General features: G+C 41.6%; 14 protein-coding genes and 1 other RNA gene. 11 read left to right on the plus strand and 4 right to left on the minus strand.

The window, feature by feature from the left end:
* Positions 1-4 precede the first annotated feature (4 nt).
* The 3 genes from AB1I63_10450 to recU all read right to left on the minus strand — a co-directional run bounded on the left by AB1I63_10450 (position 5) and on the right by recU (position 4,045).
* Positions 5-1,137, minus strand: a protein-coding gene (locus AB1I63_10450) for an IS3 family transposase (protein ID MEW4355244.1) whose coding sequence is annotated in 2 segments (ribosomal slippage) — positions 5-867 and positions 867-1,137 — 1,134 coding nt in all. Because the reading frame shifts where the segments join, the coding sequence is not laid out codon by codon here.
* A 99-nt stretch (positions 1,138-1,236) separates the two neighbouring features.
* Complete coding sequence (gene pbp1a, locus AB1I63_10455; protein ID MEW4355245.1) at positions 1,237-3,450, minus strand: penicillin-binding protein PBP1A; 2,214 nt, start codon at positions 3,448-3,450, stop codon at positions 1,237-1,239.
* A complete protein-coding gene (recU, locus tag AB1I63_10460) occupies positions 3,443-4,045 on the minus strand; it encodes a Holliday junction resolvase RecU (GenBank protein ID MEW4355246.1) in 603 nt (200 codons plus the stop codon). Before recU ends, pbp1a begins: the two co-directional genes overlap by 8 nt.
* 67 nt (positions 4,046-4,112) lie before the next feature.
* Here recU and AB1I63_10465 point away from each other — a divergent pair, with 67 nt between their 5' ends.
* The 7 genes from AB1I63_10465 to AB1I63_10495 all read left to right on the plus strand — a co-directional run bounded on the left by AB1I63_10465 (position 4,113) and on the right by AB1I63_10495 (position 10,081).
* Positions 4,113-4,640, plus strand: coding sequence for a DUF1273 domain-containing protein (locus AB1I63_10465; protein ID MEW4355247.1), 528 nt, complete (start codon positions 4,113-4,115; stop codon positions 4,638-4,640).
* Between the two features lie 69 nt (positions 4,641-4,709).
* Positions 4,710-5,045, plus strand: coding sequence for a cell division regulator GpsB (gene gpsB, locus AB1I63_10470; protein MEW4355248.1), 336 nt, complete (start codon positions 4,710-4,712; stop codon positions 5,043-5,045).
* A 22-nt stretch (positions 5,046-5,067) separates the two neighbouring features.
* Positions 5,068-5,433, plus strand: an RNA gene (gene rnpB, locus AB1I63_10475) — RNase P RNA component class B.
* Positions 5,434-5,550: 117 nt separating this feature from the next.
* Positions 5,551-6,717 (plus strand): class I SAM-dependent RNA methyltransferase, encoded by a 1,167-nt coding sequence (locus AB1I63_10480; protein ID MEW4355249.1) that lies wholly within the window; start codon positions 5,551-5,553, stop codon positions 6,715-6,717.
* Positions 6,718-6,722: 5 nt separating this feature from the next.
* Positions 6,723-8,027: a cell division site-positioning protein MapZ family protein gene (locus AB1I63_10485; GenBank protein MEW4355250.1), complete on the plus strand. Its 1,305-nt coding sequence runs from the start codon at positions 6,723-6,725 to the stop codon at positions 8,025-8,027.
* A gap of 302 nt (positions 8,028-8,329) precedes the next feature.
* Positions 8,330-9,403 carry an ABC transporter permease gene (locus tag AB1I63_10490; protein MEW4355251.1) on the plus strand — a complete coding sequence of 358 codons (1,074 nt, stop codon included), beginning with the start codon at positions 8,330-8,332 and terminating at the stop codon, positions 9,401-9,403.
* Between the two features lie 9 nt (positions 9,404-9,412).
* Positions 9,413-10,081 carry an ABC transporter ATP-binding protein gene (locus AB1I63_10495; protein ID MEW4355252.1) on the plus strand — a complete coding sequence of 223 codons (669 nt, stop codon included), beginning with the start codon at positions 9,413-9,415 and terminating at the stop codon, positions 10,079-10,081.
* Between the two features lie 227 nt (positions 10,082-10,308).
* Here the strand turns inward: AB1I63_10495 and AB1I63_10500 are convergent, their stop codons facing one another.
* Complete coding sequence (locus tag AB1I63_10500; protein MEW4355253.1) at positions 10,309-10,791, minus strand: S-ribosylhomocysteine lyase; 483 nt, start codon at positions 10,789-10,791, stop codon at positions 10,309-10,311.
* 184 nt (positions 10,792-10,975) lie between these two features.
* Here AB1I63_10500 and AB1I63_10505 point away from each other — a divergent pair, with 184 nt between their 5' ends.
* The 4 genes from AB1I63_10505 to AB1I63_10520 all read left to right on the plus strand — a co-directional run bounded on the left by AB1I63_10505 (position 10,976) and on the right by AB1I63_10520 (position 16,564).
* Positions 10,976-12,583 (plus strand): ribonuclease Y, encoded by a 1,608-nt coding sequence (locus AB1I63_10505; GenBank protein MEW4355254.1) that lies wholly within the window; start codon positions 10,976-10,978, stop codon positions 12,581-12,583.
* A 528-nt stretch (positions 12,584-13,111) separates the two neighbouring features.
* Positions 13,112-13,735, plus strand: a complete 624-nt coding sequence (gmk, locus tag AB1I63_10510) for a guanylate kinase (protein MEW4355255.1) — start codon at positions 13,112-13,114, stop codon at positions 13,733-13,735.
* A 16-nt stretch (positions 13,736-13,751) separates the two neighbouring features.
* Positions 13,752-14,066, plus strand: coding sequence for a DNA-directed RNA polymerase subunit omega (gene rpoZ / locus AB1I63_10515; GenBank protein MEW4355256.1), 315 nt, complete (start codon positions 13,752-13,754; stop codon positions 14,064-14,066).
* A gap of 116 nt (positions 14,067-14,182) precedes the next feature.
* Positions 14,183-16,564 (plus strand): primosomal protein N', encoded by a 2,382-nt coding sequence (locus AB1I63_10520; GenBank protein ID MEW4355257.1) that lies wholly within the window; start codon positions 14,183-14,185, stop codon positions 16,562-16,564.
* Positions 16,565-16,568 lie beyond the last annotated feature (4 nt).

Consider the following 16,568-nt stretch of genomic DNA (forward strand, 5'->3'; position numbering starts at 1 on the left):
AACACTATTTTGAGACCTGTTTCCTATATTCTATAGGGGATAGGTCTTTTAATTTCCGTTGAATTCTCGTTTCATTATAAAATATGATGTAATTTTTGACAATATCTGTTATACTATCTTTAGTTAGGTTTCTCCAGTTATGGAGATAGAAGGTTTCAGACTTTAGGACGGAATGAAACCATTCAATACAGGCGTTATCTGCGGGTGTTCCTTTTCGGGACATGGAGCGGATAATGCCTTTTTCTGTGCATGTCTGATAATAAGCTTTAGAGGTATAGACTGAACCTTGGTCACTATGTAAGAGTGTTCCTTTCGGTAAATCCAACTGATTTAACGTATCTAAAACAAAGTCTGTGTCCTGACTATCTGAAATTGTATAAGCTACAATCTCTCGGTTATACAAATCCATAATGGACGAGAGATAAAGTTTACAGTTTCCGAAATAGAGATAGGTGATGTCTGTTACCAATCTTTGAAGGGGTTGTTTGGCTTGGAAGTCCCTACTGAGCTTATTTTCAGTGACATAGTAAGGTTTGCCAAGTTTTGGGACCTTCTTTGTTTTGACACGGCAAAGCCAACCATTTTGTTTCATGATACGATAAACCTTTTTGTGATTCACTGTCAAACCATATCTGCTTTTTAAAAGCCGTGTAATGGTTCGATAACCATAAATATAGCCATTTTCAAGGCATAATATCTCAATCTTCTCAGTGACATCATCCATCGTTTTTACCGTTGCTGGCTCAGATTTCCAGCGATAGTAGGTGGATCTTGCCACACCAAAACAAGCCAAAATCATCGGGATTGGATAGTCAGCTTTATAGTCTTCTACAAGCTTGATAAGGGCTATTTTATCGATTTCCTTATCAAGCTGCGATACTTTTTTAGCAGCTTTACCTCTAATCTTAATTGTTCAACCTCAGATAATTCTGTCATCCCTTTACCGTAAGTATATTGTTTTCCGACAGGTTGGTAGAAGCGGTGAAGTTCATTGTTTTGATACCATTTCCACCATGTGTAAATTTGACTATCATTCTTTATCCCTAGGGTTTCCATGATAACCTTGTTGGATTTACCTGCTTTTTTCATTTCGATACAAGCTAGTTTTATGTCTAGTGAATATGCTTTTTTGACCATAAGAAAACACTCCTAATTCTATTATAGTAGAATTCATGGAGTGTTTTTCTTTGGTCTCACTTTATGGGGGCAGGGCCATATTCGACTTCCTTTTGATGTTTATTCTTCATCGCCTTGACGTGGGCGTACGGTTACTTGACTCGTTGAAGTAGTTGTGTCTGCTTCTTTACTATCAGCTGATGTAGCGCTTGTCTTTGACTCTTCTGTTTTTTCAGTTGTTGAACTTGTTTTTGATTCTTCTGTTTTTTCAGATGAGCTAGAGGTCGATGAATTAGTGATTTCCTCTGAGCTACTTGCTTCAGCTTCTTGCGAGTAGCTAGAGTAGGATGTGTAGCCGTAATTATTGGCTTTTGCATTATTGAGAAATACATAAGAACCACTACGGTAAAGACCGGAAGGCATTTCCCAATCGGTGTTTCCACCTGCTGTTAGATAGCTCATCATAGCACGATAAACATCTGTTGCGACGCGTAATCCATTGTCCATTACTGGTGTAAGGCGGTTAGAGTAACCAGTCCACACAGCCATTGAATATTGTGGAGTGTAGCCGACAAAGGATTCATCAGGTGCTACGATAGCCGATAATCTGTAATCTTTAGTCAGTTTTGAGATTTCATCGTCAGAATAGTTGGATGTTCCTGTTTTTCCTGCTTGGAAAACACCTGGGATGCTAGCGCTTGTTCCTGTTCCAGAGTAGAGAACAGTTTTTAGCATATCTGTCATCATATAAGCAGTTGTTTCTTTCATCGCACGAGTTCCAGGATCGGCAAATTCTTTAGAAGTTCCATCACTAAAGACAATCTTGTGAACATACTGTGGCTTGTAGTAAGTACCACCATTTGCAAAGGCTGCATAGGCAGCAGCCATTTTCTCACTGCTTGCACCATATTTACGACTAGATTCCGTCGTATTACTTGAGATAGCGTTAGCATAGAGCATATCTGGGTAGTCAATTCCTAATTTGTTGAGGAATTTCAGAGATTTTTTAAGTCCGACTTCTTCCAGAGTTTTCACAGCTGGGACGTTCCTTGACTCTTGGATGGCATATTGAAGTGTGATGTTGCCAAAGTAGCGGTGATCCCAGTTATAGACTGGAGTAGAAGTGCCTGGGTAGTTATATGGACCGTCGTTTATATACGCAGCTGTTGAGCCATAGACTTCATGTTCTAAGGCTGGTGCGTAATCTGTGATTGGTTTCATGGTTGATCCAAAGTCACGGTTGGTTTCTACGGCTTGGTTTGTACCGAAAGAAACATTGGTTGATTGATTGCGGGCACCTAATTGAGCGATGACTTTTCCGTTTGTAACATCAATAACGGTTGATGCTACCTGCATTTCATCATCAGGATAAGCTACATAATCATAGCTATTGTAAATGTTCCAGAGATGTTCTTGTGCCTCACGATTGACGTTGGTATAGACTTCCATACCAGTCGTGAGGAGGTTGTAACCTGTTTCTTCTTCCACTTGGTTAATCACTTCTTTGAGGTAATTATCCATATAAGCTGGGTAAGATGTTGAGGTTTGTAGAGGCTGGAGACCGTCTGTTACAGGTGTGTTAATAGCCTGTTCGTATTGTTCTGCTGTAATATATTTGAGTTCATACATCTCAGACAAGACAAGGTTACGACGAGTTTGAGCCGCTTCTGGTTGGGTGTAAGGATCGTATTGGTTTGGAGCTTGGGGCATGCCGGCAAGAAGGGCTAGCTGCGGAAGACTAAGATCTTTGAGGTCTTTATTGTAGTAAGCCTGAGCGGCTGTTTGCATCCCGTAGTTTCCGTTTGACATATAGACCTTGTTGATGTAGTAGGTCAAGATCTCTTGCTTGGTTGCTTTACGCTCTAATTGCATGGCTAGCCATGCTTCTTGAGCTTTCCGAGAGATGGTCTGATCAGCTGTCGAAGTCGAGAAGTAGGTCAATTTAATCAACTGCTGGGTGAGGGTTGATCCCCCTTGTAAACCACCTTTTTTCAGGTTGTTAATGAGGGAGCCAAAAATCCGCACAGAATCTAATCCACGGTGATCAAAGAAACGATGGTCTTCAATCGCCACGACGGCATGAACAAGATCAGTCGGAATATCACCAGTTGCGATGTTTACTCGCTTTTCAGCGCCTAAATCGGCAATCAACTGATTGTCACTATCATAAATCTTACTGGATGTCGTGGCAACTAACTTGCTTTCCGATAAGGCAGGAGCCTTAAGCGAATAGTAGAAGAAGAGAAGTCCGCCAGCAACCACTCCAATCACAAATAAGCCTAGTAAGCCAGAAATGGCGAACTTCACAGCTGTGAGTATCGATTGTTTATTCATCATGTTTACCACCTAGTAAATGTTCTTTTATGACTTCAAGATAAGGAATGCTTGGAAAAGCGGCAAGGCTAATGGCATAGCCGTGTTCCTTGATGTAGCTTAGGGGCATGGATTTTCCTCCTTGGTCAATCTTGAAAAATGTTATCAAATAAGAAGCAGGCAAGAGATAGGTTTCTTTCAAACTTGAAAAATGGAGCAGAACGAAACAAATCCCTTTTTGAGATAAAACTTGCTCCATATGCTCGATTTGGTGCGCATGAAAATTTTTCATAGGCATGGAGTTTTTTTGTCTCGTCTCTTTTGCTTCAAAGTCAATGTAGTGTCCTTGATAAACTCCCGAATAGTCAGTCGTAGAGGCTTGACGAAAGTAAGCTTCGACAATCTTAGCCCGACTACGCTTAGGATAATCCACTCGAACGATCTGCACAGGTGTCGGCTTTTTGTGAATCACTGCAAGCCCTCTGCTCAGATAGTATTGATTGGTTTCGTTTATCATTTTTTCAAAAGACATCCCACGATTGGCAAAGTCAACGGTCTTTTTTGGGGAAGACACATGGCTTTTCTGAGGACGAATCTTGTGCGGATAGTTGACCATAGCACTCCTTATTGGTACAATAATATCACTCTATTATACCACAAAATAAAAAGAAAGGGCGAAATAAATGTCTAGTATCTTAATTAGTGGCTATCGTGCCTTTGATTTGGGCTTGTTTGACGAAAAAAGTCCGCAGGTGAAGATTATCAAAAAAGCAATCGAGAGGGATTTAAAGCGTTTTTTAGAAGAGGGAGTCAAATGGCTGATTTTTACAGGAAATCTAGGCTTTGAAGTCTGGTGCTTGGAGATTGCCAAAAACTTGCAGAAAGAGTATAAGTTTCAAATTGCGACTATTTTTACCTTTGAAAATCAAGGAGAAAATTGGAATGAAGACAATCAAGTAAAATTAGCCTTGTTTAAACAAGTGGATTTTGTCAAGTATGCTTATAAAAGATATGAAAATCCCAGTCAATTTCGCGAATACAACCAATTTTTGGTCAATAATACAGACGGTTGCTATCTTTTTTATGATGATGAACATGAAACAAATCTGAAATATTTATACGCCATGATGAAAGAACAAGCAGATTATTTTATCAAAAAATTAACTTTTGATGACCTAAATGACATTGCAGAAAATTTTTCCGAAATTTAAGAGTTTAACCTTGATTTTTGTTCTTGTTTTTTTATATAATGGAAGTATTGAACGAGAATGGAGAGAGAAATGGCAAGTATTATTTTCACAGCGAAGGATATTTTTGATCAAGACTTTAAAGTCGGAGTAAGAGGGTATAATAAGGTTGAAGTAGATGAGTTTTTAGATGATGTGATTAAGGACTACGAGACCTATGCTGCCTTGGTCAAGGAATTGCGTGAAGAAAATGCTCGCTTAAAAGCTGAATTGGCTGAAAAACCAAAAGCAGCGCCAAGTCCGATCGTTCCAACAGTTGATCCTCTTCAAGGAGGAACGACAAGTATGACGAACTTTGACATTTTGAAACGCTTGAATCGTTTGGAAAAAGAAGTCTTTGGCAAACAGATTTTAAATAGCGAATTTTAAAAAATAAAATAAAAAACGTGCAATTTTTGGATAATCGCGTGAGAGTATATCTCTCATGAGGAAAGTCCATGCTAGCACTGGCTGTGATGCCGGTAGTGTTTGTGCTAGGCGAAGACATAAGCCTAGGGACGAGAAATCGTTACGGCGATTGAACGGGCTAAGTCGAAAGATAGGCTCTAGTAAGTCTGAAAGTGCCACAGTGACGTAGTTTTTGTGGAAACGCAAAAAGTGGAACGCGGTAAACCCCTCAAGCTAGCAACCCAAACTTTGGTCGGGGCATGGAATGTGTGGAAGACGAACACAGCATTCTGACTGGAAACAGTAGACAGATGATTATCGAAGGAAGTGAGGACCTAGTCACTTCTGGAACAAAACATGGCTTATAGAAAATTGTGCATAGGTTGGGGGCTGGGACTTGTCTTAGCTTCCCTTTTTATGAAAAGAAGAAAGGGAGAGAAGGAAAAGTAAATTTTCTCCCTTTTATATATGAACGATTGAGGAAATAATGAAAGAAAGATTTGAAATGCTGGCGACAGCTGCAGCTGGTTTAGAGGCTGTCGTTGGACGGGAAATACGAGATCTAGGAATTGACTGTCAAGTCGAAAATGGGCGCGTTCGCTTTTTTGGAAGTGTCAAAGAGATGATTCTGACAAATTTGTGGCTACGAGCAGCTGATCGAATTAAGATCGTAGTGGGAACTTTTCCAGCTAAAACCTTTGAAGAGCTCTTTCAGGGCGTTTTTGCCCTTGATTGGGAAGAATATCTACCACTAGGGGCTCGTTTTCCGATTGCTAAGGCAAAATGTGTCCGTTCAAAACTCCATAATGAACCAAGTGTGCAGGCTATTTCTAAAAAAGCAGTCGTTAAAAAACTGCAAAAGTATTATGCACGCCCAGAAGGTATTCCTTTGATGGAAAATGGTCCAGAATTTAAGATTGAAGTTTCCATCTTAAAAGATGTTGCGACCGTTATGATTGATACGACGGGAACGAGTCTTTTTAAGCGTGGTTATCGGACAGAAAAAGGAGGAGCACCGATTAAGGAGAATATGGCTGCGGCGATTCTTCTTTTGTCTAATTGGTATCCTGATAAGCCCTTGATGGATCCGACTTGTGGATCGGGGACCTTCTGTATTGAGGCTGCGATGATTGGCTTGAACCAAGCGCCAGGGCTGTCTCGAGAATTTTCGTTTGAAGGATGGCCTTGGGTGGATAGAGGACTTCTGTCATCTCTGAGAGCTGAGGCAAAAGCTAGCAAGAAAAGTGATGTAGTCTTAGATATTTCTGGTGCAGATATTGATGCACGTATGGTTGAGATTGCTAGAGCCAATGCACGCGCCGCTGGTGTGGAGGATTTTGTATCCTTTAAGCAAATGCGCTTGCAGGATTGGAAAACAGACAAAATCAATGGGGTCGTGATTTCAAATCCACCGTACGGAGAGCGTCTCTTGGATGATGAAGGCGTGACAAAACTCTATCAAGAAATGGGACAAACCTTTGCCCCTCTAAAAACATGGAGCAAGTTTGTGTTAACGAGCGACGAATTATTTGAAGAAAAGTATGGGCAAAAAGCAGATAAAAAACGTAAACTCTATAATGGAACGCTAAAAGTTGATTTGTATCAATACTTTGGGGAGCGCGTGAAGCGTCAAGACGTAAAAGAGAAAGGATAAGGAAAATGGACGAAAAAGATTTGAAAAAACAAACGGATTCTACGTTGGATTTTGAAAAAGCCAAAGAGATGACAGTTGGACAAGCCATGCGTAAAAATGAAGAGTTTGAAGCAGGGGTGAATCCTACGGACAATGTGTTGGACAAGTATATCAAACAACACGTTGATGAAATTGCAGCTGGAAAATTTGATACCAAGGTTGTTCCGACTGTGCCTGTCAAGGAAGTTGTGGAAACAACAGCGATTTCAGATATGATCCAAACGGTTCGTGAGGAAGTAGCCTCACCAACTCCAGTCATGGATGATTTGGAAGATGACGAGGATGATGAAGTAGCAGTATTGCCTTTCTACAAGCAAAAGAAAGTGATTTATTCAGCAGTAGGAGTGCTACTCGTTGCCTTAATCGGTGGGACTGGTTATTTAGCCTTGAATAAAACGCAAGCTAAGCCAGCTGCTACTACGTCAAGCACCTCATCGTCGAAAGCTCAAGTGTCGTCATCAAGTGAAGAAAAGACAGCTTTGAAAGAGTTTAACGACCTATATGATTCATTCTTTACAGATGCTAATAAATTGGCTTTGAAAAATAGCAGTTTTGGTAATTTGGACCAATTAAAGGCAGCTGTGGAAAAATTGAAAGATACACCTGAGTACACGGCGGCAAAAGCAAAATATGACAGTTTAGTCAAACAAATTTCTGTTGTTCAGGCTGTTAATTCTCAGTTTGAGTCCGCAGCAATTACAGACGGTGTTTTAGATACCAATGCTAAAGCCAAGAGTGATGCTCAATTTAAAGACGAAGATACTGGTAATGCGGATTTGGACAAGGTGATTAAATCAGCGATTAGCCTTGGACGTAGTCAGCAAGTGGCTACTCCAGCACCGCAGACAGAGACAGTAGCGCCTGAAGCAGCGGCGCAAGCTTCTCCGGCTCCAGCTCCTGCACCAGCAACACAAACAGAAGTCGTTCAAAGTCAAGTGCAAGTGGCAGGTGTTCCAGTCAGTCCAATAGCACCTGTTGCCAATATGCAACGTAATCTCAGTCGTGTGCCGTACAACCAAGCGGCGATTGATGATGTCACAAACCCTGCTTGGGTCTTTAATCCAGGAGTTTTAGAGAAGATTTTACAAACGTCGCGTGAGCGTGGCTATATCACAGGAGATAACTATATCATCGAGCGTGTGAATATTGTGAATGGCAATGGTTATTATAATCTTTTCAAACCAGATGGAACTTATCTATTTAGTATTAACTGTAAGACAGGCTATTTTGTTGGAAATGCCAAAGGAAATGCAGATGCATTGGATTACTAATCAAAAAAGGCTAGAAACTTAGTTTCAGCCTTTTTTTGTGTATTCTGAGCAAAATTCTTGCAAATTGTTCTCACAAGAACTAAAATAGTTCTCATGAGAATTAAAAAGATGGGAGAGAGTTATGGGGGACGGTTGAGATAGTGGTGAAATTAAGGATGAATGGTATAGTCATTTAATTTTAATTTATGACGTCGTTAACTCGTCTTGCCTAACCTCAGTTATGTCTGCGACTCGTTGCCTCGTACTAAATAAAAACTAAACAACTATATCAAAAAATTATGATGAATTAGAAATGAGGATATATGTTTTTAGCGATTGAAGAAATGCGCCAGAACAAGCTCCGTTATGGTTTGGTCTTGGGCTTATTGGTATTGATTGCCTACTTGGTCTTTTTCTTGACAGGTTTGGCTTATGGCTTGATGCAGCAGAATCGAACTGCGGTAGATAAATGGCAGGCAGATTATGTCTTGCTCTCATCTGAGGCTAATAAATTGATCAGCGCTTCGCATCTGGATATGAAACTGGCAGATGATGTAAGAGCGGATGAAAAGGCTCTTCTCAAGCAGCAGGCAGGTGCAGCCTGGGTCAAGGAGGAAGCAACTTCTGATGACAAGGAAAAAATCAGCGTATTTGCGGTTGAAAAAGGTTCTTTCTTAGAGCCAAATATTGTCGAAGGGCGTTCATTTGAAAAAGAGCATGAAGTAGTCATTGATAAAACCCTTGGAGAAAAAGAAGGCTTTGAAATCGGAGAAACGGTTCATCTATCGGTCTTTGATGAGCCTGTGACTATTGTCGGTTATACAGAAAATGCAGCCTTTAGTGTGGCACCTGCTGTCTATATGGATTTTAAGGACTTGGATACGACCACCAAGATTCCTGGCCAGGACGATGTGACCTCCATCAGCGCTGTCATTGTTCGTGGTGATGTGACAAGCTATCCTGAGGATGATATGGAAAAATTAGCCGTGGCGGATTTCATTGAGCATTTGCCAGGCTACCAAGCACAAAACCTGACCTTTGCCTTTATGATTGGCTTTTTGGTGGTCATTGCAGCCATTGTGATTGCCATTTTCATCTATGTCTTGACTACGCAGAAGGCACCGATTTTTGGCTTGATGAAGATTCAGGGCTTGTCAAATGGCTTTATTTCAGCTAGTGTTGTGGCACAGACCTTCTTGCTTTCAAGCATCGGCACCCTCCTAGGTTTGTCGCTTACCTACCTGTCTTCTATTGCCCTTCCAAGCGCCGTTCCTTTTGAGAACAACTGGTTCTTCTATGGAGCTGTCAGCCTTGCCTTGGTCTTCTTTGCCCTAATCGGTGCGAGCTTCTCTGTTCGTTCAATCTTCAAAGTCGACCCATTGCAGAATTTGTCCTAGGAGGAAGAAATGAGCACTTTAGTATTTGAAAATATCAGTAAACAGTTTAAGGACGGAGAGGCGACCATTACCGCCCTCAAGCCAACCAATTTCAGTGTTGAAGCAGGCGAATTTGTAGCCATTATCGGCCCGTCTGGCTCTGGGAAAAGTACCTTTTTGACCTTGGCAGGGGGCTTGCAAACCCCATCTGCTGGACGGATTACGATTAACCAAGCGGATTATTCCAACCTGCCTGAAAAGAAACGAGCCCAGCTTCGTTACAAGGACATTGGCTTTATCCTCCAATCTTCTAATCTTATCCCTTTCCTAACGGTGGAAAAGCAATTGGAATTGGTCGATCGTGTTAACAAATCTTCCAATAAGGAAAAGCGAGAAGAGCTGTTAGCAGAGCTTGATGTGGCGCATTTGAAGACCAAGTTTCCAAAGGATTTATCTGGAGGAGAGCGCCAGCGAGTGGCGATTGCCCGTGCCTTATACAATGACCCAGCTCTTATTCTAGCTGATGAGCCGACAGCGAGCCTTGATACCGACCGAGCCTTTGAAGTCGTCGCTCTTCTTGCCAAAGAAAGTAAGGAACGCAACAAGGCTATTATCATGGTGACCCATGACCACCGCATGATTGAGCAGTGCGACAAGGTCTATGAAATGAAAGATGGCGTCTTGACACAGGTTCGATAAGAGAAAAAATCGAGGTTAGGAGAAAAATTCCTAGCCTCGTTTCTTTTATAGATATGTGATTGTCTATTCTGTGAAATATAGGTAAATCAATATTTACAAGTCATGTTGATATGTAAGAAGTAGCAGTAAAAGAATCCAGTAGATGATGTTAAATCGAACTTAGAAATAAAGGAATGAGGAAAATTGATTTCTATGAAATCACGATTTTATCCCACTCCTTCAAGTTTTTAGATGACGTTGCGATTGAAAGGATCATCTGAAATCCCTTGTTCTAAAATCAATTTAGCCCATTCTTTGGCAGAAAAAAGGCTGTGATCTTTGTAGTTTCCACAAGATTCAATCGTAGTCCCTGGCACATCTTCCCAAGTGGTAGCTGTCGCGATTTCTGAAAGCGAATCTTTGATGACTTGGGCGATTTCTGTTGATGTGTGTTGTCCCCACATAATCATGTGAAATCCTGTACGGCAACCAAATGGCGAGCAATCGATCATACCATCAATGCGGGTCCGAATCAATTTAGCGAGTAAATGCTCAATGGTATGAAGCCCTGCTGTCGGGATAGAATCTTCATTTGGCTGCACCAAGCGAATATCAAAATTGGAAATAATATCGCCTTTTGGTCCAGTTTCTTCACCAATCAAGCGAACATAGGGAGCTTTTACGATCGTGTGATCCAACTCAAAACTTTCAACAATAACTTCTTTAGTCATAGCAGTCTCCTTTGTCTTTCTAAGGGAATTATAGCATATTTTTTGAAAAGTTGCAGAAATAAGAAATGGATGGGTCAAGGATGGTAGCGATAACATTTTAAAAATTTGATTTGTGAATTTTTCGTTTTTATGATAAAATAGTTAAGGATTTTTAAATTCATATAACATTTAATGAGGTGAAAGCATGGAAATGATTTTTGCAGTTGTTTTCGCCATCATCATTGGTTTAGCCATTGGATATATCAGTATTGCAGCGAGGATGAAATCCCTCAAAGAAGCTGCAGAACTGACTCTTTTAAATGCTGAACAAGAGGCAACTAATTTACGAGGACAAGCAGAACGTGAGGCGGATTTGATTTTGAAAGAAGTCCGTCATGAGAGTAAGTCCCTTAAAAAAGAAGCACTACTCGAGGCAAAAGAAGAAGCCAGAAAATATCGAGAGGAAGTTGATGCAGAATTTAAGTCTGAACGTCAAGAGTTAAAACAGTTGGAGAGCCGTTTGACAGAACGCGCGACCAGTCTTGACCGTAAAGATGACAATTTAACCAACAAAGAAAAAACACTCGATCAGAGAGAACAAAGTATCTCTGACAAGGCAAAGAACCTTGATGAACGCGAAGATAAACTGTCTGAGCTCGAAGAGCAAAAAACAGCAGAGCTAGAGCGTGTAGCAGCCCTCTCTCAACAAGAGGCCAAGGACATTATTCTGACGCAAACACAAGAAAAGCTGACCAAAGAAATTGCCACACGGATTCGTGAAGCAGAGCAAGAGGTCAAAGAGCGTTCGGATAAGCTTGCAAAGGACATCTTAGTTCAAGCTATGCAGCGAATTGCTGGGGATTATGTGGCAGAGCAGACCAATTCAACGGTGCATTTGCCAGATGATAGCATGAAAGGACGGATTATCGGTCGTGAAGGTCGTAATATCCGTACCTTTGAAAGTTTGACAGGGATTGATGTCATCATTGATGATACGCCAGAAGTGGTGACCTTGTCTGGTTTTGATCCTGTTCGCCGTGAGATTGCGCGGATGACTATGGAGACCTTGTTGAAGGATGGACGGATTCACCCTGCTCGTATCGAAGAGTTGGTAGAGAAAAATCGTCTTGAGATTGATAATCGTATCCGTGAGTATGGTGAGGCAGCAGCCTATGAAATTGGGGCGCCAAATCTTCATCCAGACCTCATGAAGATTATGGGACGCTTGCAGTTCCGTACCTCTTATGGGCAAAATGTTCTCCGTCATTCGATTGAGGTGGCAAAACTCTCTGGTATTATCGCAGGAGAGCTAGGGGAAAATGTGAGTCTTGCTAAGCGAGCTGGTTTCCTTCATGATATTGGAAAAGCCATTGACCGTGAAGTCGAAGGTAGCCACGTTGAGATTGGGACAGAATTGGCTCGTAAGTACAAGGAACATCCGGTAGTGGTGAATACCATTGCTAGCCACCATGGTGATGTCGAGCCAGACAGTGTCATTGCGGTGATTGTCGCTGCTGCAGATGCACTTAGTGCCGCTCGTCCTGGAGCGCGTAGCGAATCCCTTGAAAGCTATATCAAACGTCTCCATGACTTGGAAGAAATAGCCAATAGTTTTGAAGGTGTCAAGACTAGCTTTGCCCTTCAAGCAGGTCGTGAAATTCGGATTATGGTGAACCCAGGTCAGATTAAGGATGATAAGATTACCATTTTAGCCCACAACGTTCGGGAGAAAATTGAAAATAATCTGGACTATCCAGGAAATATCAAAGTCACTGTTATTCGCGAAATGCGGGCAGTAGACTATGCGAAATAATAGAAAGAGAGGTTGAGACTTGGTTCTTGACCTCCTTTTTATACTTAGAACCTGTATTCACAGCTCAGCAACTCTACTCAAGGCTTATTTTTCGCTATTCAGCTTTGCTTTTTTTCGAAATACAGTCAGTATAGTCATTTAGTTTTAATTTATTACATTGTTAACTCGTCTTGCTCTAACAGTCTGGGAGACTGTTGGAGGTTGGAAATAAGGATTATGTCATAATCCTCAGTAGTCCCAGTTATGTCTGCGACTCGTTGTCTCGTACTAAATCAAAACTAAACAACTATATTCCTTCAAAAAAACGCCTTGATTATCGTAAAATAAGCTCCCGATTAGAAGACTTCGATTATGAATACAGGTTCTTAAAGACGATTGTGTAGGGGTCTTATCTAGCTTATACAATCAACTTTTGATGAAATGAGGATTTCTATCTCCTATCCTTTCTTTTCTTGATTCCTCAAAGAAAAAAGAGTTGAAAAGTAGGCATTTTTTTGATAGACTAGAGGGAAAGATTGTGAAGGAGATATAATGGCAGAACGTGGTTTGTTAATCGTCTTTTCAGGCCCTTCAGGGGTTGGAAAAGGAACGGTTCGACGTGAGATTTTTGAAAGTTCCAAAAATCAATTTCAATATTCTGTATCTATGACAACACGTCCTAAGCGTCCTGGTGAAGTGGATGGAGTGGATTATTTCTTTAGGACGCGTGAAGAGTTTGAAGAGTTGATTCGCCAAGGGCAGATGTTAGAGTATGCAGAGTATGTGGGGAACTATTATGGAACTCCCTTGACCTATGTCAATGAAACGCTCGACAAAGGGATTGATGTCTTTCTTGAGATTGAGGTTCAAGGAGCGCTTCAAGTGAAGAAACGTGTTCCAGATGCCGTTTTTATCTTTTTAACACCGCCTGACTTGGAAGAATTGCAAGATCGTTTGGTGGGACGTGGGACAGATAGTCCAGAAGTCATCGCCGAGCGGATTGAAAAAGCTAAAGAAGAAATCGCTCTGATGCGTGAATATGATTATGCGATTGTCAATGACCAAGTACCGTTAGCGGCTGAGCGCGTCAAACGAGTGATTGAAGCTGAGCATTTCCGAGTTGATCGGGTGATTGGTCATTACCAAGATATGCTAAAAGACATAAAAAATTAGAAATTAGGTAAGAGATATGATGTTAAAACCATCCATTGACACTTTGTTAGATAAGGTGCCATCCAAGTATTCATTGGTAATTTTAGAAGCCAAGCGTGCGCATGAATTGGAAGCAGGAGCAAAGCCGACTCAAGAATTCAAATCCATCAAATCAACCTTGCGTGCTTTGGAAGAGATTGAATCAGGCAATGTCGTGATTCATCCAGATCCAGAAGCTAAGCGTGAGGCTGTCCGTCGTCGTGCGGAAGAAGAGCGCCGTCGTAAAGAAGAAGAAGAGCGCAAGATCAAAGAGCAAATTGCGAAAGAAAAAGAAGAAGGCGAGAAAATCTAAGGCTCGCTTTCTCCAAAGAGAAACATCAGAAGGAGTGAGGGGGAACAAAAATGACGGATGTTTGCGTTCTTTCCGCTCTTTTATTGTCTTTTTATTAGATGAGAGGAGGTGAAGAAATGCGAGTTGCAAAGGTGATTGTGGATGTGTCCTTGATGCAAACGGACAAGCCTTATAGTTATCAGATTCCAGCTGAATGGCAGGAGTTGCTTCAAGTGGGCATGAGAGTTCATGTGCCATTTGGAAGAGCGAATCGCTTGATTCAAGGGATTGTGGTCGATTTTGCTGAGGAAGAGGAAGAAGACCTAAAGGTGATTGCGGAGGTACTAGATTTTTCTCCAGTGCTGAATAGAGAGCAATTATGGTTGGCAGATGAGTTGAGAAAGACGGTTTTCTCTTACAAGATTACTTTGTTAAAGGCGATGTTGCCGAGTTTTTTGAATTCTAGTTATGATAAGATTTTGTATCAAACAGAGACACTTCCAAAAGAAATAGCAGAGGAGATTTTCCAAGGTCAAGAAAGCATTCGCTTTTCTTCCCTTGATGTGGCTCTACAAGCGCGCGTGATGAGGCTAGTACGTCAAGGTTTGATTCACATGGAGTATCAGGCTTTGGATCACAAGCACATTAAGACTGAAAAATGGTACCAAGTCGATAGAGAGCGTTTAGTTGCAGCTGTATTTTCGAATCGTGCTAAGAAGCGTCAAGAATTGCAAGACTATCTCTTGGAGCATGGACAAGACGGTATTTTAGCTGAACTTAGAAAAGCCTTTTCTCGAGAGGTGGTGAATCACTTTATCACAGAAGGTTTTCTAAGAGTTGTAGAAAAAGAAGTCGAGCGTTCTAGCGTTTATTTTGAAGATGTTGAAAAGACCAGTCCTCTTATCCTAAATGACGAGCAGAAAGCGGTGGTGACAAGCGTTGTGGATCAGATTGGAAAAGACAGTAAGCCTTTTTTGTTAGAAGGGATTACAGGAAGTGGGAAAACGGAAGTCTATCTTCAAATCATCGAAGAGGCTCTAAAACGTGGCAAGACAGCGATTGTTCTTGTTCCAGAGATTTCTTTGACACCCCAAATGACCAATCGCTTTATCGGACGTTTCGGAAAAAAAGTAGCGATTTTGCACTCAGCTCTCTCTAGTGGTGAGAAATACGATGAGTGGCGGAAGGTCGAAAAGGGAGCTGCCCAGGTTGTAGTTGGTGCTCGCTCAGCTATTTTTGCTCCGCTAAAAGATATTGGAGCCATTATCATTGATGAGGAGCATGAGGCGACCTATAAGCAGGATGCGAATCCACGCTATCATGCTAGAGATGTCGCGATTTTGCGGGCGCAGTACAATCAAGCAGTATTGGTCTTAGGCTCTGCAACGCCGAGTTTGGAAAGTAGAGCGCGAGCAGGAAAAGGAGTTTATCATTTTTTGCAGTTGACCAAGCGAGCGAATCCGATGGCGCGTGTGCCAGCTGTGGAAGTGGTGGATTTCAGAGATTATATCGGTCAGCAAGAGGCGAGTAATTTCACGCCAGCCTTGGTTTCTGCGATTGCTGAGCGTTTAGAAAAAAAGGAGCAGGTGGTGCTCATGCTCAATCGCCGTGGCTATTCATCCTTTGTCATGTGTCGGGAATGTGGGGTTGTGGATGAGTGTCCAAACTGCGATATTTCTTTGACCCTTCACATGGACACCAAGACCATGAATTGTCATTATTGCGGCTTTTTTAAGGAGATTCCCAAAGAATGTCCAAATTGTGCCAGTCCTAGCATTCGTTACTATGGGACAGGGACTCAAAAGGCTTATGATGAGCTTCTTGAGCTGTTCCCAGAGGCTAAAATCTTGCGGATGGATGTGGATACGACCCGCAAAAAAGGCAGTCATGAAGCGATTTTAGAGGCTTTTGGAAATGGGGAAGCAGATATTTTACTGGGGACTCAGATGATCGCAAAAGGTTTGGATTTTCCCAATGTCACCTTAGTGGGGGTCTTAAATGCGGATACAGCTTTAAATTTACCTGATTTTCGCTCTTCAGAGCGTACATTTCAGCTACTAACACAGGTCGCTGGTCGGGCAGGTCGGGCTGAAAAAGAGGGACAGGTCTTGATTCAGACCTACAATCCGCAGCATTATGCCATCTCTTTTGCTAAAAAGCAGGATTATGAAGGCTTTTATGCTTATGAGATGGGGATTCGACGAAATCTTGGCTATCCACCTTACTATTATACGGTCGGCATTACACTTTCTCATAAGAGTGAGGAAGAGGTGGTGAACAAAGCCTATCAGGTCATGGATATTTTACGAAGTGGCTTGTCTGAGAAGATTCAGATTTTAGGTCCGACACCAAAGCCCATTGCAAGGACGCGTAATCTCTATCATTACCAGATTATTGTCAAGTATCGGTTTGAGGATGACTTAGCTACAACCTTGAATCAGGTGTTGGATTTTGGGCAGGAAAAGGGACAGAAAGACTTGCGTTTGATGATTGACCAAGAACCTCAAAGTTTTATGTAAGAAA

The organism is Streptococcus pneumoniae, from assembly GCA_040719455.1.
Classification (GTDB): Bacteria; Bacillota; Bacilli; order Lactobacillales; family Streptococcaceae; genus Streptococcus; species Streptococcus pneumoniae_G.